The organism is Xanthomonas sp. DAR33341, from assembly GCF_003992815.1.
In the GTDB taxonomy this organism is placed as follows: Bacteria; Pseudomonadota; Gammaproteobacteria; order Xanthomonadales; family Xanthomonadaceae; genus Xanthomonas; species Xanthomonas cissicola.
In genome coordinates this window covers 166,405-188,900 of the sequence record NZ_QEYV01000038.1, presented here as the reverse complement: position 1 = coordinate 188,900, position 22,496 = coordinate 166,405, and the positions used below count along the sequence as shown (strand labels likewise).

Below are 22,496 nucleotides of genomic sequence, written 5' to 3'. Positions count from 1 at the left end.
TTACACGCCCTTCTGGATCACGCCGTAAAACACCATCAACGCCGTCACTGCGATCCACACGATCGTGAGCGGAATGAAGACCTTCCAGCCCAGACGCATGATCTGGTCGTAGCGGTAACGCGGGAAGCTGGCGCGGAACCAGATATAGGCGCTGGCGAAGAAGAACACCTTCATCAGCAGCCACGGCCAGCCGCCCTTCCACAACCAATCGATCCACGGCGAAATGTCCGCATTGACCCAGCCCTGGATCGGGCTCAACCAACCGCCGAGGAAGAAGATCGAGATCAGGAAGCTGACCAGGATCATGTTGGCGTATTCGGCCAGGAAGAACAGTGCGAACGCACCGCCCGAATATTCCACCATGTGACCGGCGACGATTTCCGATTCGCCTTCCACCACGTCGAACGGCGCGCGGTTGGTTTCGGCGACGCCAGAAACCCAGTACACGATGAACAACGGGAACAGCGGAATCAGGAACCAGTCGAAGAAGCCGGAATTGCCGGCCTGAGCGAACACGATCTGGCTCAGGTTGACGCTGCCGGAGGCAATCATCACACCGACCAGCGCAAAGCCCATCGCAATTTCGTAGCTGACCACCTGCGCGGCCGAACGCATCGCGCCCAGGAAGGCGTACTTCGAGTTCGACGCCCAGCCGGCCAGGATGATGCCGTACACGCCCAGCGAGGTCATCGCCAGCAGATACAGCAGGCCGACGTTGGCATTGGACAACACCAGCTTCGCATCGAACGGCACCACCGACCACGCGGCGAAGGCCGGCGCCAGTGTCAGCAGCGGTGCGATGACGAACATCGCCTTGTGCGAGCTGGCCGGTTGCACGATCTCCTTGAACAGGAGTTTGAACACGTCGGCGAAGGCCTGGAAGATGCCCATACCCACGTACATGGGCCCGTGGCGCACGTGCATCCAGCCGATCAGCTTGCGCTCCCAGACCACGTAGAAGGCCACCGTCACGATCACCGGCACGGCGATCAGCAGGATCTTCAATACCGACCAGAGCACTGCGCCGCCATCGCCCAGTCCAAGGAACCACTGGTGCAACGGGTCGACCAGGTTCAACAGCAATTCGTTCATGCAGCCACCACCGTTACACGACCGGCACCGAGCGGCGCGGTTGCACCATGGCCGGATTCGATCCACACCGTGCCCGGTGCGACGCGCTTGTCCAGCACCACCGGCAACGTCGCCTTACCGGCATCGGTACCGACCTTGACCATCTGACCAGCCTGGACCTGCAACTGCGTCGCCTGCTCCGGATGCATCGCCACGCACGGCGCAATATTGAGCGGATGCGACTGCAGCGCGGCAGCCCGACGCACCACCGCATCGGTGCGGTAGATCGCCGCAGTTGCAGCGACTTCCAGCCCGTCGCTGGCGGCCGCTGGCTGCGCCGACGTCGTCGGCGTCACGCTGCGGTTCTGCATGCCGGCGCGCAGACCGACCAGGTCGATGAATTCGAAACCGGCCAGACCCAGTTCACCGCCAAGTGCACGCAGCACGCGCCATCCCTCGCGCGCTTCCACCGGCAAGCGGCCGGCAGCGCGTGCAGTCTGCACACGACCATCGAGATTGGTCAGCGATGCATCGATTTCCGGCAACGCACCGATCGGCAGAATTACATCGGCCACATCGCGCGTCGACGCACAGGCAAACTGACTGAAGGCAACCACCTTGGCACCTGCCAGCGCGCTGCGTGCAGCGGCGGCGTCGGCAAAATCCAGGCCCGGCTCGATGCCATACAGCACGTAGGCCTGACGCGGCTGGGCCAGCATGCCGGCGACACCGCGCGCGGTGGGCAGCACGCCCTGCGAGACCAGACCGACGGCATTGGCGCCCTGCGGGATGCGGCACAGCGACGCGCCGGTTGCGGCAGCAAAATCGCGTGCGGCCGCGCGCAACGCGGCAGCCTGCGGATGATTTTCGGCCAGCGCGCCGACCACGATCACGGCGCGGCTTGCAGCCTTGACCGTATCGCGCAGCGCCGCATCGCTCAGTGCATCCGCCAACTGCGAGGGCGCCACCACGGTGCGGCTTGCCTGGACGAAGGCGAAATCGAAGTCGACCGGGTTGACCGAATGAATCTGCGTACGGTTCTGGATTTGCGCCTTGCGCAGACGTGCGTGCAGCAACGGGAGTTCGTGTCGCACATTGGTGCCGAACAACACCACCACATCGGCCTGCTCGATCTCGGCCAGCGGCGTGGCGAAGGCTTCGGCCACCGCAGCGTCGGAGAAATCACGGTTGAGCAGACGATGGTCCAGATTGCCGCTGCCCAGACCCTCGGCCAGACGTGCGAGCAATGCGCCTTCTTCGTTGGACGTGGACGGATGCACGAGGACGCCAAGCGAATCGCCGGCGTTTTCGCGCAGGATTTGCGTGGCGGCGGCCAGGCCTTCGGCCCAGCTCACTTCAGTCCACTGCCCGTTGACCTTCTTCAGCGGCTTGACCGCACGGTCTTCGGCATACAGGCCCTGATGCGAATAACGGTCGCGGTCGGACAGCCAGCATTCGTTGACCGCTTCGTTCTCGCGCGGCACGGTGCGCAGCACTTCGCCACGACGCACGTGCAGAAACAAGTTCGAGCCCATCGCATCGTGATAGCCCAGCGATTCGCGCGCCATCAGTTCCCACGGACGTGCGCGGAACTGGAATACCTTGTTGGTCAACGCGCCCACCGGGCAGACGTCGATGACGTTGCCGGAAATTTCGGTGGTCAGCGGCTTGCCGTCGTAGGTACCGATCTGCAGATTCTCACCACGATACATGCCACCCAGCTCATAGGTGCCGGCAATGTCTGCGGTGAAACGCACGCAACGGGTGCACTGGATGCAGCGAGTCATCTCGGTGGCGACCAGCGGACCGATGTCCTCGTCCGGCACCACGCGCTTGCGCTCGTTGAACCGGCTCACCGAACGGCCATAGCCGAGCGAGACGTCCTGCAGCTCGCACTCGCCGCCCTGATCGCAGATCGGGCAGTCCAGCGGGTGGTTGATCAGCAGGAACTCCATCACGCTGCGCTGGTACTTCAGCGCCTTCTCGCTACGCGTGGTGACCTTCATGCCGTCCATCACCGGCGTGGCGCAGGCAGGCGACGGCTTGGGCGACTTTTCGACATCGACCAAGCACATGCGGCAGTTGGCCGCGATCGGCAGCTTCTCGTGATAGCAGAAGCGCGGGATCGGGATGCCGGCCTTGTCGGCCGCCTGGATGATCATCGAACCCTTCGGCACCACCAGGGATTGCCCGTCGATCTCGACGGTGACATGGTCCGGTGGCACGTGCGGGTTCACTGGTTGGGCGCTCATGCAGCCACTCCGACTTGCGTATCGACGATCGAACGACCGTTGACGATGTAGTACTCGAACTCGTCCCAGAACTGGCGCAGGAAGCCCTGAATTGGCCATGCCGCCGCTTCGCCGAACGCACAGATGGTGTGGCCTTCGATCTGGCCGGCGACTGTGCGCAGCTGATGCAGGTCTTCCATCGTGGCCTTGCCGGCGACGATGCGCTCCAGCACGCGGTGCATCCAGCCGGTGCCCTCGCGGCACGGGGTGCACTGGCCGCAGGATTCCTTGTGGAAGAACTGCGAGATGCGGCAGGCGAAGCGCACGCAGCAGACGCTGTCATCCAGCACCACGATCGCACCCGACCCCAGGCCGGTGCCGAGCGCACGCAAGGTGTCGTAGTCCATCTGCAGCCCGGCGACCTGGTCGGCCTTCAGCACCGGCATCGACACGCCGCCAGGCACCACGCCCTTGAGCTTGCGGCCCGGACGCAGGCCACCGGCCATTTCCAGCAGTTCGTCGAAGGTGGTGCCGAGCGGCACCTCGAAATTGCCGCCCTTCTGCACGCAACCGGACACCGAGAAGATCTTCGGGCCGCCGTTCTTGGTCTTGCTCAGCCCGAGGAACCACTCCGGGCCGTTGCGAATGATCGCCGGCACCGACGCGTAGGTCTCGGTGTTGTTGATGGTGGTCGGCTTGCCGTACAGGCCGAAATTCGCCGGGAACGGCGGCTTGTAGCGCGGCTGGCCTTTCTTGCCTTCCAGCGATTCCATCAATGCGGTTTCTTCGCCGCAGATGTAGGCGCCAGCACCCAGCGCACCGTAGATGTCGATATCCACGCCGCTGCCGAGAATGTTCTTGCCCAACCAACCGTTGGCGTACGCGTCGGCCAGCGCCAGCTCGAAGTTTTCGAACGGCTCGTGGTGGAATTCGCCACGCAGGTAGTTGTAGCCCACCGTCGAGCCGGTGGCGTAGCAGGCGATCGCCATACCCTCCACCACCGAATGCGGGTTGTAACGTAGGATGTCACGGTCCTTGCAGGTGCCCGGCTCGGATTCGTCCGAGTTGCAAAGGATGTACTTCTGCATCGTGCCCTTGGGCATGAACGACCACTTCAACCCGGTCGGGAAGCCTGCGCCGCCACGGCCGCGCAGGTTGGACGCCTTGACCATCTCGATGACATCGGCGGGCGGGATCTTCCCTTCGAGGATCTTGCGCAGCGCGGCGTAGCCACCGGTTTTCAGATAGCTCTCGTACGACCACGGGGTGTCGTAGTGCAGCGTCGTGTAGACGACCTGATGCGGCAACGGCGCCGGACCGACCGGGCCTGAGGGTGCGTGATGATGTGCCATGTCTTACTCCAGCCCGTCCAGCAGCGCGTCGACCTTTTCTTTCGTCAGGTGCTCGTGGTAATGGCCGTTGATGACCATCATCGGGGCTGCAGAGCAGGCCGCCAGGCACTCTTCTTCGCGCTTGAGGTAGACGCGGCCATCGGCCGTCGACTGCCCCAGCTTGCAACCCAGCTTCTTTTCCGCATGGGCCAGCAGGTCTTCGGCGCCATTGAGCCAGCAGCTGATGTTGGTGCAGAACGCCACGTTGTGGCGGCCGACGCGTTCGGTCTCGAACATCGAATAGAAGCTGGCGACCTCATAAGCCCATACCGGTGGCAGCTCCAGGTACTTGGCCACGCCCACGATCAATTCGTCGGTCAGCCAGCCCTGGTTCTGTTCCTGCGCAGCATGCAGACCCTGCAGCACCGCCGAACGCTTGCGGTCCGGCGGGAACTTGGTCAGCCAGTGATCGATGTGCGCGCGCGTCTTGTCGCTCAGCACCACCTGCGGATCGACGTCGCGCGCCGCTTCGAAATTACCCGTCGCCTTCATCGGTCAACCTCACCGAAAACCAAATCGTAAGTACCGATCATCGCCACGACGTCGGCCAGCAAATAGCCTCGCACCACTGCGTCCATCGACGACAGATGCGCAAAGCCCGGCGCGCGCAGGTGCACGCGGAACGGCTTGTTGGCGCCGTCTGACATCAGGTAGCAACCGAACTCGCCCTTGGGCGCTTCGACCGCACTATAGGTTTCGCCGGCCGGTACGCAGTAGCCTTCACTGAACAGCTTGAAGTGATGGATCAGCGCTTCCATGTCGTCCTTCATGCCTTCGCGGCTGGGCGGGGCGACCTTGAAATTCGTGACCATGACCGGGCCGGGGTTGGCCTTCAGCCACTTCACGCACTGCTTGATGATGCGGTTGGATTCGCGCATCTCGGCCACGCGCACCAGGTAGCGGTCATAGCAGTCGCCATTGGTGCCGACCGGGATATCGAAATCCACCGCGTCGTACTTGGCGTAGGGCTGCTTCTTGCGCAGATCCCACTCGATACCCGAACCACGCAGCATCGGACCGGTCATGCCCCAGGCGCGTGCCAGATCCGGGCTGATGATGCCGACGTCGACGGTACGCTGCTTCCAGATGCGGTTATCGGTCAGCAGGGTTTCGTATTCGTCCACGCGTGCCGGGAAGGTATTGGTGAACTCCTCCAGGAAGTCCAGCATGGTGCCTTCGCGACCGGCATTGCGCTTCTTCAGCGCCCCGCCCTTGTGCCAACGCGACTCCTTGTACTGCGGCATGCGATCGGGCAGATCGCGGTAGACGCCGCCGGGACGGTAGTAGGCAGCGTGCATGCGCGCGCCACTGACCGCCTCGTAGACGTCCATCAGTTCTTCGCGCTCGCGGAATGCATACAGCATCACCGCCATCGCCCCCAGATCGAGCGCATTGGAACCGACCCACATCAAGTGGTTCTTGATGCGGGTGATCTCGTCGAACATGGTGCGGATGTACTGCGCACGCTCGGGCGCTTGGATCCCCATCAGGGATTCGATCGCGCGCACGTAGGCGTGCTCGTTGCACATCATCGAGACGTAATCCAGACGATCCATGTACGGAACCGACTGGTTGAACGGCTTGGACTCGGCCAGCTTCTCGGTGCCACGGTGCAGCAGACCGATATGCGGATCGGCACGCACCACGGTCTCGCCGTCCATTTCCAGGATCAGGCGCAACACGCCGTGCGCCGCAGGATGCTGCGGGCCGAAGTTCATCGTGTAATTGCGGATTTCCTGCTTGCTTTCGACAGGATTGCTCGCGAAGGCATCGGTTGCCTGGCGGAACTCACTCACTTGGCAGTCTCCGACTTGCCCACTTCACCAGCGGCAGTCTCATAACGGGCATCGTCGCGAATGACGCGCGGCACGCCGACGCGCGGCTCGACCGAGGTCACCGGCTCGTACACCACGCGCTTGCGCTCCTCGTCGTAACGCACTTCGACGTTGCCGATCAGCGGGAAGTCCTTGCGGAACGGGTGGCCGACGAATCCGTAGTCGGTCAGGATGCGGCGCAGGTCCGGGTGCCCGTCGAACACGATGCCGAACAGGTCGAACGCCTCGCGCTCGAACCAGTTCACGCCCGGCCAGATATCGGTCACCGACGCCACCACCGGCACCTGCTCGTCCGGTGCGTAGCAGCGCACGCGCAGACGCTGGTTGTGCTGGTAGGAAATCAGCTGCGCGACCACCGCAAAGCGCTGCTTGGGCAGCTGCTGCGGCTGCGCGCCAGCGGAGCTTTCCTGGCTGGGGAATTCGCCCCAGGCGAAACGGCCGACCGCCTTGCCTTCGACGCCGCGACTGAAGCCCTGCGACGACACGTCGGCGGTATCCCACTCGTCGCTGCCGTAGCCGAGGTAATCGACGCCGCACAGGTCGCTGAGCTGCTCGAAACCGAGCTCGTCACGCAGTGCAAGACAGGTGGCGTGCCAATCGGCGGCAGCGACTTCCAGCGTCACTTCGCCGCGCGGCAATGCCACGGCAATCTGCGCACCGGCGAAACGTGCCGCAAGTCGGTCAGTGAAGGAGGATGCTTGCTCTGCCATGGGGGCTTGGCTGCTCTCGGTAGAAGAAGACGGGTGTCAGCGCGCGATCGTCTGGGTACGCCAGATCTTCTTCTGCAGCTGCAAGATGCCGTAGACCAGCGCCTCGGCGGTCGGCGGGCAGCCCGGGACGTAAATGTCCACCGGCACGATGCGGTCGCAACCGCGCACCACCGAATACGAATAGTGATAGTAGCCGCCGCCGTTGGCGCAGCTGCCCATCGAGATGACCCACTTCGGATCCGGCATCTGGTCATAGACCTTGCGCAGCGCCGGGGCCATCTTGTTGACCAGGGTGCCGGCCACGATCATCACGTCGGACTGGCGCGGCGACGGGCGGAACACCACGCCGTAGCGGTCCAGATCCAGGCGCGAGGCGCCCGCATGCATCATCTCGACGGCGCAGCACGCCAGGCCGAAGGTCATCGGCCACATCGAGCCGGTGCGTGCCCAGTTCAGCAGCGCATCGACGCTGGTGGTCACGTAGCCCTTTTCGAGCAACGGGTTTTCGCCTTCCGGGCGCAGGATGTCTTCCACCCGGCCTTCCGGCATCGGGTTGGTCATCAGACTATCCAGGGTCTGAATCACTCCCATTCCAGCGCTCCCTTCTTCCACACGTAGATAAAGCCGAGGAACAACATACCGACGAACAGCCCCATGGTGACCAGCGAACGTGCGCCGATCTCCATGAACACCTGCGTCCACGGCACGATGAAGATGATTTCCAGATCGAACACGATGAACTGGATCGCGATCAGGTAGTAGCGCACATCGAACTTCATGCGCGCGTCTTCGAAGGCCTCGAAGCCGCACTCGTAAGGCGAGAGCTTGCGCGGGTCCGGGCTACGCGGACCGAGGAATCGACCGACCAACATCAGCACGATGCCGATACCGGTGGCGACGATCAGAAACAGCAGACTCGGCAAATATTCGGCCAGCACAGCGATTCTCTCTTGCCTCTGCCCGCACGCGCCGCGTGCCGGCATGGGGTATAGGCAGACCCCGCGCGCGACAAGCGATGCGCAGGAACTGCAGCCAAACAATGGTGCCCAAGAGGGGACTCGAACCCCTACGACCTAAGTCGCTACCACCTCAAGGTAGTGCGTCTACCAATTCCGCCACCTGGGCATACGTTGCGCCGCTGGGCATCCCAGTGCGCAGCGTATTGTAACCGGCTTCAGCGTTTTTGTGCTGGTTCTGAAGCGTTTTCTTCGCTTGCTGCAGGCGCTGGCTGCGCCGGTGCGGACTGTGCAGGCGCGACTGGCGGAGCGGCGGCCGGAGCCGGCTGCGACGGAGCAGTCGGCACGGCACCTGCGGCCGGAGCCTGCGGCAACGGCTGGGTGAGCTCGCCGGCGGCGGCAGGAGCCGGGGTTGCCGACTGCGACATCACACCCAGGTTCTGATCCGTGGGACGTGCGCCGTGCGTGGCGTACCACGCCATGAACAGGCTGATGCTGAAGAACACCACCGCCAGCCACTTGGTCGACTTGGACAGGAAGTTCGACGCACCCTGCGAACCAAACACGGTGCCCGACGCCCCGGCGCCGAAGCCGGAACCAGCCGCAGCGCCTGCGCCACGCTGCATCAGGATCAGCGCAATCATCGCCAGGGCGACCAGCACGTAGACCACATTGAGGATCAACATCAGCATTTCGAAATCCGTCCCCGGACAAAACTTAATGGGTTAGCACGCGGCCGCCGCGCGTGCGATGGCCAAGAAATCTTCGGCGACCAGTGATGCGCCTCCGACCAGCCCGCCATCGACGTCAGGCTGTGCGAACAGCTCGCCGGCGTTGTCGGGCTTGACACTGCCCCCGTACAGGATGGGCAACGAATCGGCGATTCTAGCATCCGCCTTCGCGACTTCGCCACGCAGAAAAGCGTGCACCGCCTGGGCCTGCTCCGGGGTGGCGGTGCGGCCGGTGCCAATGGCCCAGATCGGTTCGTAGGCCAGCACCGCGCCCGCAAAACCGGCACTGCCCACCAGCGCCAGGACCGGGTCGAGCTGGGCACGTAGGATTGCCTCAGTCTGACCGGCTTCACGCTGTTCCAGCGATTCGCCCACGCACAGCACCGGAATCAGCCCGGCATGGAGGGCGGCGGCGAACTTGCGCGCTACCAGTTCGCTACTCTCCTGATGGTATTGGCGGCGCTCGGAGTGGCCGACCAGCCCGTAGCCAGCACCGACATCGACCAGCATCGAGGCCGATACCTCGCCGGTGTAGGCGCCCTTCTCATTGCTGCTGACGTCCTGGGCTCCGAACGACAGGTGATGGGCCTCGAAATCCTCGATCAGGTCGCCCAGGTAAGGCAGTGGGGGCAGGATGACGACTTCGACACCCTCCAGGGGCATGTGCGCGGCCACCTTGGCCACCAGTTCGGTGGCGAAGGCGCGGCTGCCATGCAGCTTCCAATTTCCGGCAACGATCTTTCGACGCATCAGGCGCAGGTTCCTGAGTTGAAGACAGGCGACAGAATAGCCCAAGGCCTGTCGGCAACCGGCACACTTCTGTCCGCCAGATGTCCTCCCGCTTCCCTTACAGGAACATGCCATGTCCGTTTCGCCTGTCTTCGCCCTGATCACCGGCGCCTCCAGCGGCATCGGCCGCGAGATTGCGCGCGCATACGTCAGGCGCGGCATGCCGTTGATCCTGACCGCACGACGGGTGGACCGGCTGCTGGTATTGGCCGAGGAATTGCGCAGCACGGTTCGGGTGGAAGTGCTGCCGGCCGATCTGGCCGACCCTGCCGCGGCCGAAGCGCTGGCAACGCAGATCCAGCGCAACGGCTGGACCGTGGGCACACTGGTCAACAACGCCGGTTACGGCGTGCCGGGCCGCTATCTGCACAACGACTGGGCCACGCATGCGCGCTTCCTGCAGGTGATGGTAGGCGCGGTGTGCGAGCTGACCTGGCGACTGCTGCCAATGATCCGTGCCAGCGGCCAGGGCCGCATTCTCAACGTGGCCTCGTTCGCCGCACTGACGCCCAGCGCCGATGGGCAGACCCTCTATGCGGCCAGCAAGAGCTTCATGCTGCGCTTCAGCGAATCGCTGGCGCTGGAAAACGCCGATTGCGCGCTCAAGGTGTGCGCGCTGTGCCCGGGCTTTGCCTGGTCCGAATTCCACGACGTGACCGGCACCCGCGAGGCGATGTCCACCCTGCCCGCCTGGGCCTGGCTGCAGGCCGATGCAGTGGCCGAATATGGAATCGCCGCACTGGAACGCGGCCAGGTGCTGGCCGTGCCGGGCTGGCGCTATCGCCTGGTCAATGCGGCCTTGCGCGTGATGCCGCATGCGCTCGCACTGCGCCTGATGGCGCGCGGATCGCAGCGGGTGCGTCCGCTGGATTGACGCGCCGGCAGACTGCGTATGCAGGAGCGATCGCCCGTGCTCGGCAGCGCTTCGTGCGTGACTTCAACCTGGGCGACCGCAGGGCTTGCGATGACCACGCAAGCGCATGTATCGAGCGTCGGTGATTTGGATGCAGCGCATGCCCGTCCAAATCGACATCAGCTCACGCGCCCTACGCCAGCGCTAACGCCACCCGCTGGCTTCAGTGATTGACGATCTCGCCGTGCATGGCCGCCAGGCGCGCCAGCAGGCGGTTTTGCGTGCGGCGCGGAATCTTGCGCTGATCCATGGCCCAGTTCAGATCCTCGACCAGGGCATTGAAGTCGCCTTCGCGGATGGCCAGGTGCGCGTGCGCCTGCTGCATCGACTTGGCCGTATCAGGGCATGGGCCGTCGGCGACATGGCAGAACTTCTGCACCAGGCGCTCGTTGAGCATGACGATATTGACGCGCGCGAATTTATCGACGATGCGTGGGTCGTCGGCGATGCGCGAGAGCATGGTTTCCACCAGTGCTTCGATGCCGGCCTGCCCGCCAAGTTCGTCGTACAGCGTCTGCCGCGACTGCGTGCTGGCGCAGGCGCTCGTCAGGCCCAGCATGCAGAGCAACGACCAGCGCAGCCATCGGTTCATCAGAACGCCACCTGCAACGAGAGATAAGGGCCGCGCTGATCGGCAAGCGTGGCGATATCGCCAAGATCGGCCCAGGCGGCGGTCAACGAAACATGCTTATTGGGGAACCAGGCGACGAATGCATCCGCCCACGCTTGCTCGCGCGCGAAACCGAGGTTATTGGGTTTGTCGCGATATTCCACACCCACCGCCCAGGACGGCGACAGCACCACTGCAGCACTGACCTCGGGCACCAGACGATAGCTGTTGCGGCGATCGCCGCCAAAGCCGAGCAAACCGGCCTGGTTGGCGCGGGTAGCGCGCAAGGCGCCGTTGAGCAGCAGCTGATATCCCGCGGCGCCCTGCAGCAACAAGCGGCTCGCGCTGAGGTAGATGTCGGTGCCGTGGTCGTCGCGCGCACCGATCGCCAATGGCAAGGTGCCGTTGCGCAGGCGTTTGTATTGCACGCCCAAGCTGACTTGCGGCGCATGTCCGTACACAAGATCGCCGGCCAAGCGCACCTTGGCGCCGAACACGTCCTGGCCAAGCGCATTCCACGGCAAGCCGAGCTGGTCCTGCAGAGTGCCCAGATCCAGACGCTGGCGGGCAAGCGACAGCTCCAGCCGGTTGCCGACCGTGAGCGCGGCGCCCTGCACGTCGAGACGGTAATCGCCGCTGTCGACGTGGGTTGCGAACGCGACGGTGCCAAGCTCGTCGCGCGTGCCGTACCCAGACAAGGTGGCCCACGGCACGATGCCGCCGCCACTACTGCCTTCGATCATCGATACGCCGCCGGTGGCGAGCAGGCGCCCGTCGCCGGCCAGGGCATGCAGCGGCGCGAACACCCCGGCCACCGCAGCAGCAAGCAGCGCGACACGCAGATGCCCGCTCATCGCTGCACACCTGCATGTGCTGGCGTGGTCATGCCGAGTTGGCGCATGCACCAGGCCACCAGCGGCGCTTCTTCCAGCGGTGGCGAATACAGATAGCCCTGCACCATGTCGCAGCCGTAGCCGCGCAGCAGCGCGAGGGCGGCGGTGTTTTCGACGCCTTCGGCAATGACGCTCAGCCCCAGGTTATGCCCCAGATCGATCGTGCTGCGGACGATGAAGGCATCGTCGGTGCCGTCGGCCAACTGCATGACGAAACTCTTGTCGATCTTCAATTCGTCCACCGGCATGCGCTTGAGTTGTGCCAACGAGGAATAGCCGGTGCCGAAATCGTCGATGGACAGGCGCACTCCGACACTGCGCAACTGATGCAGCATGTGCAGCGCGAATTCGACATCGCGCATCAAGGCGCTTTCGGTCAATTCCAGTGTGACCGACTGCGCTGGCACGGCGTGATGCTCCAGGCAGCCGCGCACGAAGTCGGGCAAACCGGGATCGGACAGATCCAGTGCTGACAGATTGATGGCCATGCCCAGCTGCAGCCCCTGCTTGCGCCATTGCGCCTGGCAGCGCAGCGCTTGGTCCAGCACGAAGCGGGTGAGCGGATGGATCACGCCGGAGTGTTCGGCAAGCGGGATGAATTCGTCCGGACCGATCGGCCCGAGCACCGGATGATGCCAGCGCACCAGCACTTCGACCTGTTCGACATGATCGGTGCGCAGACAGATCTTGGGCTGGAAGCGCAAGGTGAGTTCATTGGCGCCGATGGCCTGACGCAGATCGCCGGTGAGGCGCAAACGCCGCAGATGCTGTTCGTCCTGGCCCATGCGGTAGACGCTGGCGCCGAAGGTGGCTGTCGTACCGACTTGCCGCCGTGCGATGTCGGCCCGGCGCAACAAGGTGTCCGGATCGGCGCCGTGCTCGGGAATCAAGACGATGCCGATGCTGGCTTCGAGCTGGATGCGCGCCTGCGGCAACACCAGCGGGCGGCGCAACTGCAGCAGCAGGCGCTGCGCATCCTGCTGCACGCTGGCCGCATCCGCTTGCGCCACCACCACCATGAATTCATCGCTCCCCAGCCGGCCCACCAGATTGGGCTCTTGCACGACATCGACGAGCCGGCGCCCGGCTTCCACCAGCACCTGGTCGGCGAAGTCGTGGCCCAGGCTGTCGTTGAGTTCCTTGAAGCGTTCCAGATCCAGGATCAGCACCGCGGCGGTGCCACCGGATGCGACGGTCTGATCCACCACGTCCTTCAGGCGCTCCAGCAACCAGATGCGGTTAGGCAACCCGGTCAAGGCGTCGTGGCGGGCCTGATGCAGGATGTGCTGTTCGCGGCTGGCGATCTGGTGCTGCATGCGCCCGAAACTGTCGGCCAGTTCGGCGAGTTCGCGGCCCGGCGGCACCTGCACGGCGGTGCGGTAATCGCCGCGCTGAATGCGCCGTGCGGCCTGGACCAGTTGGGCAACCGGCTTGCTCACGCTGCGCGCAAGAACAATCGCCACGCCCAATGCCGCGACCGTGGCCAAGCCTGCCAGCAGCAGGATACGCAGCTTGAGGCTGCGGTACGGCGCCATGGCACGATCCAGCGATGCCTGCAACGCCACCCGCACCTGGCTGTCGCCCTGGATCGATTGCAGCCTGACCAGATAGCGCGACTGGTCCAGCGTCAGCGGGATCGATGCAGCCTGCACCTTCGCTGCCAGGGGCAGTTGCTGCGCGAATTGGGCGCGCGCCGAGGGCTCCAGGGTGGAGGCCAGCACGCGCACCGGTGGACCATCGGTGAAGAAGGTCGCATCCAGCCCGGTGGTGGTGCGGAAATCCTGCGCCAGGCCATCGCCGGATTCGTTGCCGATCCCAATCCAGCCGACCCGGTTCGGCGCCAGCACCTGCACCACTGCCAACCGCACGATGTGCTGATTCAGCGCCACCACACCGACCGCGCGTCCATCGCGCTGCGCTTGTTGCAGCAAGGCCTGCACCGCACGCAATTGTTCGGCCTGCGGTACGTCGGCCAGGCCGGTCAGGAATTCGCCATCGGGCGACAGCAACAGCGCGGTTTGCGCCGACATGCGCGCGGCGTGATTGCGCAGGGCCGATTGCATGGTCGGCACGTCGCCACTGGCCACGGCCGCACGAAACCCGAAATCGTCGGCCAGCACCGACGCCGACTGCAGCAGCTGTTCGTCGCGGCGCATGTTGATGCGTTGCCAGACGCGCTGCCCGATCTCCAGCTCTTCGCCAAGCTGCGCCTTGACGCTGCGCTCGGTCGCCACCTGCACGGCAAGGAATGTCAGCGCCTGCGTGGCAAGCACGACCAGCACGAGCAAGGCCGCGATGCGGGTATGCAGACGCATCGACCTCATGGGCGCGGCTTCTTCGGGTCGGCGTTACGGAACTTGTCCTGCAGCGCGCGCACGCGCGCATCCGGTGGCGCCGCGGCCGGCTCGGCGCCGGTGGTCTGCAGGGTCACGCGGCGCTGCACTGGCTCGCGCGCGATCACCAACGGCTCGCTGCTGGCAGCGCCCTTGATGCGCGGGTGCCAGACCCGCAGCGTGTAACTGCCCGCAGGCGCCTCAAGCTGGGCGCGACCATCGCTGCCGGTCTTGCCGAAATACGGGGTCTCCAGCACCACGATGTACCCCAGCATCCAATCGTGGATATTGCAGCCGATGGTGACCACGCCCGCCTGATCGAAACGCACCGGCGTCGCGGTGGTACCTTGAAACAGCGGCAGCTCGAAGCGCTTGGCCGGAGAGAACGAATACACCTGATGGCGAATCTGATCGTTATTCGGAAAGCGCACCAGGGTACCGGTGCGCACTGCCAGCACGGCAGGCACGAACTGCGAATTGACCTGATCCATTTCCGCGGTCCTGGTCGCGGTCGGCGGAGCAGGCCGCGCCGGCTCCAGGCTCACGACCGCATCGACCAGCACGCCGCCTGCATCGGCGACGGTCACATTGACCGCTGTCGCCGACACCGATCCTGCGGCGGCACAGGCCGCCAGCACCGACACGATACCCAGCCATTTGATCCATCGCATGCGCACGCCCCCAGCCCTGTGCAATCGGCAGCGGGCGCCAGGCGAGTCCGACGTCGCGCTAGCGATTAGCCTCGGTTATCGGCCCGAGTGAACGCAAGCTTTAACCAGGCGCGTGCGGAATTTTATGAACAAAAATGCGGCGCCGGTCACCGGTCGTGTTGCGGGCGCGGCTATTGGCGCCGCGCAACGCGTCCCGACGCGCCGGATTACTTCAGCTTGATTTCACGCAGACGCTCTTCCAGGAAGCCATGCGCCGTGATCGGCTCCGGATAACGGCTGGGATTGTCCGCGCTGATGCACGAGGGCAGCACGTCGATGAGGAAATCCGGATTGGGGTGCAGGAAGAACGGCACCGAATAGCGCGGTTGGCGCGCCTGCTCTCCCGGTGGATTGACCACGCGGTGGATGGTGGACGGATATACATGGTTGGTCAGGCGCTGCAGCATGTCGCCGATGTTGACCACGATGGTGTCGGCGTCGGCCGTGAACGGCACCCACTCGCCCTCGTGGGAACGCACTTCCAGGCCGGCGGCACTGGCACCCACCAGCAAGGTGATGAAATTGATGTCGCCATGCGCGCCGGCACGCACGTTGGGGATGTCGTCGCTGGTGATCGGCGGGTAATGGATCGGCCGCAGGATCGAATTGCCGTTGTTGGTCTTGTCGACGAAGTAGTCCTGCGGCAGGCCGATATGCAGCGCCAGCGCCGACAGCACGCGCGAACCCAGTTGATCCAGTTGCTGGTACAGCTGGTAGCCGCGCTCGCGGAAACCAGCCACTTCGCTGGGCCACAGGTTCGGCGGCATCACTGCGCGGTACGGTGAATCGTCCGGAATCTCGCGGCCGATGTGCCAGAACTCCTTGAGATCGAAGTGCTTGGAATCCTTGGCGGTTTCCACGCCGAACGCGGTGTAGCCGCGCGCGCCGCCGCTGCCTTCCACGTGATAACGGCGCTTGGTCGCTTCCGGCAGCGCGAAGAACGCCTTGAACACTTCGTAGGCGGCGTCGATGTCGGCCTGGGCGATGCCGTGATTGCGGATGCCGGCAAAGCCCCACTGCCGATAAGCCGCTCCGAGCTCGGCGACGAAGGCGTCGCGATCGGTGTCGAAACGGGTGATGTCCAGCGTGGGAATGCGCGCGCTCATACGGATGTCTGCAGTCAAGGTCGAAAAGGTCGAGAGAAACCTGCGGGTCAGATCAGCAGGCGATACAACAGGTAAAACGTCGCGGCCTTGGCGATGACCACGCAGATGCCAATGACGATCGACTCACGCCGCGTCACGCACTGCACCCGAGAGCCGGTCGAGCGTGTCCTGCATCAGGCCGGCGTCGTCGGCTTCCACGGTCACCCGCACCACCGGCTCGGTGCCCGACGGGCGCAGGAACGCGCGGCCACGGCCTCGTACGGCGGCCTGCGCCTGTTGCAGCGCCTGTTGCACGTTGGCCGCTTCCACAACGGCCTTGGCGGCGCCACCATCCAGGCGCACGTTGACGGTCTTCTGCGGCACCTTGCTTAGGCTCGTCAGCGCGTCGCGCAGGCTCTGCCCATCGCGACCCAGCGCTTCGAGCACCTGCAGCGCACTGACGATGCCATCGCCGGTGCTGGCACGGTCCAGGCACAGCAGATGGCCGGACGTTTCGCCGCCCAGCGTGCCGCCGCCTTCGACCAGGGCCTGATGCACGTAGCGGTCCCCGACCTTGGCGCGCTGGAACGGGATGTGCAGCGCGGCCAATGCCTGTTCCAGACCGTAATTGGTCATCAAGGTGCCGACCACGGTACCCGTCAGCCGGCCGCTGGCCTGCCACGAGCGCGCGAGCACGTACAGCAGATCGTCGCCATCGACCGGGTTGCCCTGGTCATCGGCCATCAGCACGCGGTCGCCGTCGCCGTCGAAGGCGATACCCAGGTGCACACCGCACTCGCGCACCTTGGCGGCGAGATTATCGATATGGGTCGAGCCCACGCCGGCGTTGATGTTAAGCCCATCCGGCGCGGCGCCGATGACCACCACCTCGGCACCCAGCTCGCGGAACAGCATGGGTGCGATGTGATAGGTGGCGCCATGCGCGCAATCCAGCACCATCTTCAGCCCGTGCAGGGTGAAACCACGCGCCACGCTTGCCTTGCAGAATTCGATATAGCGGCCGATGGCGTCACGCGTGCGGATGGCCTTGCCCAACCGCTCCGATTCCACCGTGTGGAATGGCTCGTCCAACGCCGCTTCGATCGCCGCTTCGGTGGCGTCGTCGAGCTTCTCGCCTTCGGCGGAGAAGAACTTGATGCCGTTGTCGTAATGCGGATTGTGCGAGGCGCTGATCACCACTCCCGCGTCTGCGCGCAGCGTGCTGGTCAAGAAGGCGATGGCCGGGGTCGGCATCGGCCCGATCAGTTGCACGTCGGCCCCGGCGGCAACCAGGCCAGCTTCCAGCGCCGCTTCGAACATGTAGCCGGAAATGCGGGTGTCCTTGCCGATCAGCACCAGCGGCCGCTTGCTGCGGCCCTGGGTCAGTACACGGCCGAGCGCATTGCCCAGGCGCAACACGAAGTCGGCCGAGATCACGCCCTGCCCGACCCGACCGCGGATGCCGTCGGTGCCGAAATACTTGCGTGCGCTCATGCGGCGTCGGCGTCTTGCGGATGCGGCTGACGCATCATCATCGCGGTGAGCTCGGCGATGCGGTCGCGCATCTGGCGGCGGTCGCAGATCTGGTCGATGGCGCCGTGGTCGAGCAGGAACTCCGAGCGCTGGAACCCTTCGGGCAGCGTTTCGCGCACGGTCTGTTCGATCACGCGCGGGCCGGCAAAGCCGATCAGCGCATGCGGCTCGGCGATGTTGATATCGCCGAGCATCGCGAACGAGGCCGACACGCCACCGGTGGTGGGATGGGTGAGCACCGAGATATACGGCAGGCCGGCTTCGCGCAGGCGGCCGAGCGCGGCCGAGGTCTTGGCCATCTGCATCAGCGAGAACAGGCCTTCCTGCATGCGTGCGCCGCCACTGGCGGAAAAGCACACGAACGGGCAGCCGACTTCCAGCGCCACTTCTGCCGCACGCGCAAAGCGCTCGCCGACCACCGACCCCATCGAGCCGCCCATGAAGGCGAAATCGAACGCAGCGGCGACCAGCGGATTGCCCTTGAGGGTGCCGCGCATGGCGATCAGCGCGTCGTATTCGCCGCTGGCCTTCTGGCTGGCCTTGATGCGCTCGCCGTAGCGCTTCTGGTCCTTGAACTTGAGCGCGTCGACCGGCCCGAGTTGAGCGGCGATTTCAGTGGTCGCGGTATCCGGGTCGAACAGCGAATTCAGGCGCGCGCGGGCGCGGATCGCCATGTGGTGATCGCATTTCGGGCACACCTCGAGGTTTTCTTCGAGTTCCGGGCCGTACAGCGCACTCCCGCAATTGCTGCACTTTTCCCACAGGCCCTCGGGGACGCTGCGCTTCTTGGCCGGGGTGTTTTCGGTGCGGATGCCGGAGGGCATCAATTTGCTGAGCCAGCTCATGCGTGTATGACAATCCATGCAGGGCGGCCTGGCGGGCCGCAGAGGGGCGACAGTCTAACGCGCCGTGGGAATGCCAAGGTAGCCGGTGTCATGAATGCGGGGTCTGGCGCAGAGACTCCGGGCTTGGGCGGCGGTATGTCCCTGCAAGCGATGGCCGCGAATGGATCGCGGCGGCTGCCGTGGCGCGATGCGGCGCAGGCACTGGCTACGCCTGCGCCCGCCCCTTCGCCCCATACCTCTAGCGTTGGGAGAGACGCTCGGTTCTCATCCCTGGTCGAGCGCCTGGCGCAAGGGGGCCAGGAACGCTTCTGCGCGTTCACGGGCGCTACGCACGTCGCTCACTTCCGCCAAAGCAGCGACCAGGGCACTGCCCACCACCACGCCGTCGGCATCCACGGCCATGGCAGCGGCGCTGGCCGCATCCTTGATGCCGAAGCCGGCCACCACGGGCGCGCCGGCACGCCGACGCAGCTGGCGCAGGCGGTCGCTGGCGGCGTGGGTGTCGAGCAGATTGGAGGCGCCGGTGACGCCGGCAAAGCTGACGTAGTACAGATAGCCCTGCGCGGTGCTGCACAACATATCCAGGCGCTGCTCGCTGGTGGTGGGCGAGGCCAGTGCGATCAGCGCCAAGCCGACCTCGGTGAAGATGGTGCGCGTCTCGCCGGCTTCTTCCGGCGGCAGGTCGACCAGCAGCACGCCATCCACGCCCGCGGCGACCGCGGCCTCGGCGAAGCGTCGCGTGCCATGGATCTCGATCGGGTTGAGGTAGCCCATCAACACCACCGGGGTGGTGGCATCTTCGCGGCGGAACTCGTGCACCGCTTCCAGCACATACGCCAGGCCAGCGCCACGAGCCAGCGCGCGCTCGGAGCTGCGCTGGATGGTGGGGCCGTCGGCCATCGGGTCGGAGAACGGCACACCCAGCTCGATCACATCGGCACCGGCGCGCACCAGCGCGTGCATCACCGGCACGGTGGCTTCCAACGATGGGTCGCCGGCGGTGATGAAAGGGATCAGTGCCTTGCGCCCATTGGCACGCAGCTCGGCGAAGCAGGAATCGATACGACGCATGAAATCACTCGAACAAGGGAGGAAAGCCGGCCGCCATCTGACCTCAGGCGGCAAAGAAATACCGCATCAGCGCAAAGCACAGCGCAAACAGGTAGCCGTAGGAAAATCGATCGATGCGGAACACCGGGTCGCCACGGCGCGCACGCCACGCACCAAGCGCGGCCATCAAGCCACCAGCGACCAGCGGCGCGATCACTAGCGCTGCCAGTCGCGCGCCAAAGGTCGCAGTGAGGTGCTGCGGCAGCAGCCAGAGACTGACACCGCCAAGTAACGCACCCACGATGGCGTAGCCGACTGCCGCCAGTCCTGGCGAGGGCCTGCGCTCGAACGACTCGGCGACAGAGTGCAGGCCAAGTTCGATCAGCAGCTCGGCCAAGGCCTGCAATAGCACCTCGGCCACCAACTGGAGCATTCCTTCGATCATCGCCGCGTCCCTGCATCCGGGTAGAGAAGTCGCCGCCGCCACTCCTAAAGAGCGATCCCCTCGCGCGCCGCGATGGTGTGCACATCCTTATCGCCACGCCCCGACAGATTGCAGAGCACCAAGGCATCCCTGGGCAGCTCGCGCGCAAGCTTGATCGACTGCGCCACCGCATGGCTGGACTCGAGCGCGGCAAGAATGCCTTCGGTATGCGCCAGCAGATGGAAGGCGGCCATCGCCTCGTCGTCGGTGATGCCCTGATACACCGCGCGACCGCTGTCCGAGAGAAACGAATGCTCCGGGCCCACACCGGGGTAATCCAGGCCAGCGGAAATCGAATGGGTCTCGGTGATCTGGCCGTCGTCGTCGCAGATCACATAGGTGCGATTGCCGTGCAGCACGCCCGGGCGCCCGGCGGCGATGGAGGCGGCATGGCGGCCGGTGGCGATGCCATCGCCGGCCGCTTCGGCGCCATAGATCTTGACGCCCGGATCATTGAGGAAGGCATGGAACAAACCGATCGCGTTGCTGCCGCCGCCCACGCAGGCACTGATCGCATCCGGCAGCCGGCCATAGTCCTGCAACATCTGTTCGCGCGCCTCGCGGCCGACAATGGCGTTGAAGTCGCGCACCATGCGCGGGTATGGGTCCGGGCCAGCCACGGTGCCGATGATGTAGAAGGTGTCGCGCACGTTGGTCACCCAGTCGCGCATGGCTTCGTTGAGCGCGTCCTTGAGCGTGGCCGAGCCGGAGGTCACCGGGATCACCGTGGCGCCGAGCAACTTCATGCGGTAGACGTTGATCTTCTGCCGCTCGATATCGGTGGCGCCCATGTAGACCACGCATTCCAGGCCCAGGCGTGCCGCCACGGTGGCACTGGCGACGCCGTGCTGGCCGGCGCCGGTCTCGGCGATGATGCGGGTCTTGCCCATGCGGCTGGCCAGCAGGGCCTGGCCGATGGTGTTGTTGATCTTGTGCGCGCCGGTATGGTTGAGGTCTTCGCGCTTGAGCAGGATCTGCGCCCCACCCACTTCACGGCTGAGCCGTTCGGCGTGGTAGATCGGGCTGGGCCGGCCGACGTAATGCTTGAGGTCCTTGTCGTATTCGGCGATGAAACTCGGATCTTGCCGCGCCTGATCGTAGGCGACGGACAGTTCCTGCAACGGGCCGATCAAGGTTTCGGCGACGAAACGGCCACCGAACTTGCCGAAGTGGCCGGCAGCATCCGGATAGGCGTAAAAGTCACTGATGGGCTGGGCCGACATGGAAATCCTCTGCAGCAATGCGTCATACGAGAGGCATCACTCTAGCGCAGCCGCGGCATGGGATAAATCGATAAGATTGCTGCAACCTGTGACCTGGAATCACATATGAATGCTTCGCTTCCCCCGTTGGCGGCGCTGCGCGCGTTCGAAGCTGCCGCGCGCTTGCAGAGCGTCAGCCGTGCTGCCCAGGAACTGCACGTCACTCATGGCGCCGTCAGCCGGCATGTGCGTTCGCTGGAACAGGCATTGGGCACCGCGCTGTTTGCGCGCCAGGGCCGCGGCCTGATGCTGACCGCTGCAGGGGTTCGGCTTCGCAATGCCACCGGCGAAGGCTTTGGCGTGATTGGTCAGGCCTGGGCGGCATTACAACGCCCGGCCGCCGGAGCGCCGCTGGTGCTGGGATGTTCGGGCAGCTTGTTGGCGCGCTGGGTGATTCCGCGCCTGGGACTGCTGCAGCAAGAGCTGCCGGACGTGCGCCTGCATCTGTCGGCCAGCGAACAGCCGCCTGGACCGGACCTGGACGGTCTGGATGCCGCCCTGCTGCTGGACACCCCACCCTGGCCGGGCGAATGGCAGGTGCACGCGCTGGGCGTGGAGTGGATTGGGCCGGTGCTGAGTCCGCAGCTTGCATCGACCTTGCAGATCGAGGGGAGCGACCCGGCCGTGCTCGGCGATCACGCGCTGCTGCACACCCGCTCGCGCCCGCAGGCTTGGCCGGAATGGGCACAGGCGCACGGGCTGGCACCTGAGGCGCTGCGCTTCGGCACCGAATTCGAGCACCTGGTGTATCTGCTGGAAGCCGCTGCCGCTGGCCTGGGGATCGCGATTGCGCCGCAGCCGTTGGTCGCCGCGGACCTGGCAGCCGGGCGCCTGCTGGCGCCGTGGGGATTCGCCGCCACGCATGGCCGCTGGGTATTGTGCGCCGCCAAGCGCAACCCCGATCCACGCATCGAACGGTTGGCCGGCTGGCTGGGTAGAACACTGGCGACAGACCAGCACACCTCTTCGACCATGAATGTGGCGAAGAACTGAGCCACCATCGCGCGCGATCGCCACATGGCCACATCACCAATAGCAGGGGATTGCGAACACACGCAGGGAGG

General features: G+C 65.0%; 22 protein-coding genes and 1 tRNA gene. 2 read left to right on the top strand and 21 right to left on the bottom strand.

Features of this window, described 5'->3' with window-relative positions; translation table 11 throughout:
• The 11 genes from nuoH to tpiA all read right to left on the bottom strand — a co-directional run bounded on the left by nuoH (position 1) and on the right by tpiA (position 9,675).
• Positions 1-1,092 carry an NADH-quinone oxidoreductase subunit NuoH gene (nuoH, locus tag EO156_RS20265; RefSeq protein ID WP_011051773.1) on the bottom strand — a complete coding sequence of 364 codons (1,092 nt, stop codon included), beginning with the start codon at positions 1,090-1,092 and terminating at the stop codon, positions 1-3.
• Entirely contained in the window at positions 1,089-3,323 is a 2,235-nt protein-coding gene (nuoG, locus tag EO156_RS20260; protein WP_016849581.1) for an NADH-quinone oxidoreductase subunit NuoG, read from the bottom strand. Before nuoG ends, nuoH begins: the two co-directional genes overlap by 4 nt.
• Positions 3,320-4,654, bottom strand: coding sequence for an NADH-quinone oxidoreductase subunit NuoF (nuoF, locus tag EO156_RS20255; protein ID WP_016849580.1), 1,335 nt, complete (start codon positions 4,652-4,654; stop codon positions 3,320-3,322). Before nuoF ends, nuoG begins: the two co-directional genes overlap by 4 nt.
• 3 nt (positions 4,655-4,657) lie before the next feature.
• Positions 4,658-5,185: an NADH-quinone oxidoreductase subunit NuoE gene (nuoE, locus tag EO156_RS20250; protein WP_003485548.1), complete on the bottom strand. Its 528-nt coding sequence runs from the start codon at positions 5,183-5,185 to the stop codon at positions 4,658-4,660.
• Entirely contained in the window at positions 5,182-6,489 is a 1,308-nt protein-coding gene (locus tag EO156_RS20245; protein WP_003485545.1) for an NADH-quinone oxidoreductase subunit D, read from the bottom strand. Before EO156_RS20245 ends, nuoE begins: the two co-directional genes overlap by 4 nt.
• Positions 6,486-7,238 (bottom strand): NADH-quinone oxidoreductase subunit C, encoded by a 753-nt coding sequence (locus tag EO156_RS20240; RefSeq protein WP_003485543.1) that lies wholly within the window; start codon positions 7,236-7,238, stop codon positions 6,486-6,488. Before EO156_RS20240 ends, EO156_RS20245 begins: the two co-directional genes overlap by 4 nt.
• Before the next feature lie 36 nt (positions 7,239-7,274).
• Positions 7,275-7,829, bottom strand: a complete 555-nt coding sequence (locus EO156_RS20235; protein ID WP_005914280.1) for an NADH-quinone oxidoreductase subunit B — start codon at positions 7,827-7,829, stop codon at positions 7,275-7,277.
• Positions 7,820-8,176 carry an NADH-quinone oxidoreductase subunit A gene (locus EO156_RS20230; RefSeq protein WP_003485539.1) on the bottom strand — a complete coding sequence of 119 codons (357 nt, stop codon included), beginning with the start codon at positions 8,174-8,176 and terminating at the stop codon, positions 7,820-7,822. Before EO156_RS20230 ends, EO156_RS20235 begins: the two co-directional genes overlap by 10 nt.
• Positions 8,177-8,278: 102 nt before the next feature.
• A tRNA-Leu gene (locus EO156_RS20225) sits at positions 8,279-8,363 on the bottom strand.
• A gap of 49 nt (positions 8,364-8,412) precedes the next feature.
• Entirely contained in the window at positions 8,413-8,886 is a 474-nt protein-coding gene (gene secG / locus EO156_RS20220) for a preprotein translocase subunit SecG (protein WP_005914281.1), read from the bottom strand.
• Between the two features lie 33 nt (positions 8,887-8,919).
• On the bottom strand, positions 8,920-9,675 hold the full coding sequence (gene tpiA, locus EO156_RS20215) for a triose-phosphate isomerase (RefSeq protein ID WP_003485534.1): 756 nt from the start codon (positions 9,673-9,675) through the stop codon (positions 8,920-8,922).
• A gap of 112 nt (positions 9,676-9,787) precedes the next feature.
• Between tpiA and EO156_RS20210 the strand changes: the two genes are divergently transcribed.
• Positions 9,788-10,588 carry an SDR family NAD(P)-dependent oxidoreductase gene (locus EO156_RS20210; RefSeq protein WP_016849578.1) on the top strand — a complete coding sequence of 267 codons (801 nt, stop codon included), beginning with the start codon at positions 9,788-9,790 and terminating at the stop codon, positions 10,586-10,588.
• A 202-nt stretch (positions 10,589-10,790) separates the two neighbouring features.
• Here EO156_RS20210 and EO156_RS20205 read toward each other — a convergent pair whose 3' ends face one another.
• From EO156_RS20205 to trpB, 10 genes are all read right to left on the bottom strand, one after another.
• Positions 10,791-11,219, bottom strand: coding sequence for a group 1 truncated hemoglobin (locus EO156_RS20205; protein ID WP_005914286.1), 429 nt, complete (start codon positions 11,217-11,219; stop codon positions 10,791-10,793).
• A complete protein-coding gene (locus EO156_RS20200; RefSeq protein WP_016849577.1) occupies positions 11,219-12,091 on the bottom strand; it encodes a DUF3034 family protein in 873 nt (290 codons plus the stop codon). Before EO156_RS20200 ends, EO156_RS20205 begins: the two co-directional genes overlap by 1 nt.
• Positions 12,088-14,454 carry an EAL domain-containing protein gene (locus tag EO156_RS20195; RefSeq protein ID WP_005914288.1) on the bottom strand — a complete coding sequence of 789 codons (2,367 nt, stop codon included), beginning with the start codon at positions 14,452-14,454 and terminating at the stop codon, positions 12,088-12,090. Before EO156_RS20195 ends, EO156_RS20200 begins: the two co-directional genes overlap by 4 nt.
• Positions 14,451-15,134: a methylamine utilization protein gene (locus tag EO156_RS20190; protein ID WP_016849576.1), complete on the bottom strand. Its 684-nt coding sequence runs from the start codon at positions 15,132-15,134 to the stop codon at positions 14,451-14,453. The genes EO156_RS20195 and EO156_RS20190 overlap by 4 nt, the downstream gene beginning before the upstream one ends.
• Positions 15,135-15,340: 206 nt before the next feature.
• On the bottom strand, positions 15,341-16,279 hold the full coding sequence (locus EO156_RS20185) for a 2-oxoglutarate and iron-dependent oxygenase domain-containing protein (RefSeq protein ID WP_016849575.1): 939 nt from the start codon (positions 16,277-16,279) through the stop codon (positions 15,341-15,343).
• Between the two features lie 123 nt (positions 16,280-16,402).
• Positions 16,403-17,752, bottom strand: coding sequence for a phosphoglucosamine mutase (gene glmM / locus EO156_RS20180; protein WP_016849574.1), 1,350 nt, complete (start codon positions 17,750-17,752; stop codon positions 16,403-16,405).
• On the bottom strand, positions 17,749-18,636 hold the full coding sequence (gene accD, locus EO156_RS20175; RefSeq protein ID WP_003485520.1) for an acetyl-CoA carboxylase, carboxyltransferase subunit beta: 888 nt from the start codon (positions 18,634-18,636) through the stop codon (positions 17,749-17,751). Before accD ends, glmM begins: the two co-directional genes overlap by 4 nt.
• 264 nt (positions 18,637-18,900) lie before the next feature.
• Positions 18,901-19,707, bottom strand: coding sequence for a tryptophan synthase subunit alpha (gene trpA, locus EO156_RS20170; RefSeq protein WP_005914293.1), 807 nt, complete (start codon positions 19,705-19,707; stop codon positions 18,901-18,903).
• Positions 19,708-19,750: 43 nt separating this feature from the next.
• Positions 19,751-20,131, bottom strand: a complete 381-nt coding sequence (locus EO156_RS20165; RefSeq protein WP_016849573.1) for a hypothetical protein — start codon at positions 20,129-20,131, stop codon at positions 19,751-19,753.
• A gap of 44 nt (positions 20,132-20,175) precedes the next feature.
• On the bottom strand, positions 20,176-21,393 hold the full coding sequence (gene trpB / locus EO156_RS20160) for a tryptophan synthase subunit beta (protein WP_016849572.1): 1,218 nt from the start codon (positions 21,391-21,393) through the stop codon (positions 20,176-20,178).
• A gap of 105 nt (positions 21,394-21,498) precedes the next feature.
• Here trpB and EO156_RS20155 point away from each other — a divergent pair, with 105 nt between their 5' ends.
• Entirely contained in the window at positions 21,499-22,425 is a 927-nt protein-coding gene (locus EO156_RS20155; protein ID WP_016849571.1) for a LysR family transcriptional regulator, read from the top strand.
• Positions 22,426-22,496 lie beyond the last annotated feature (71 nt).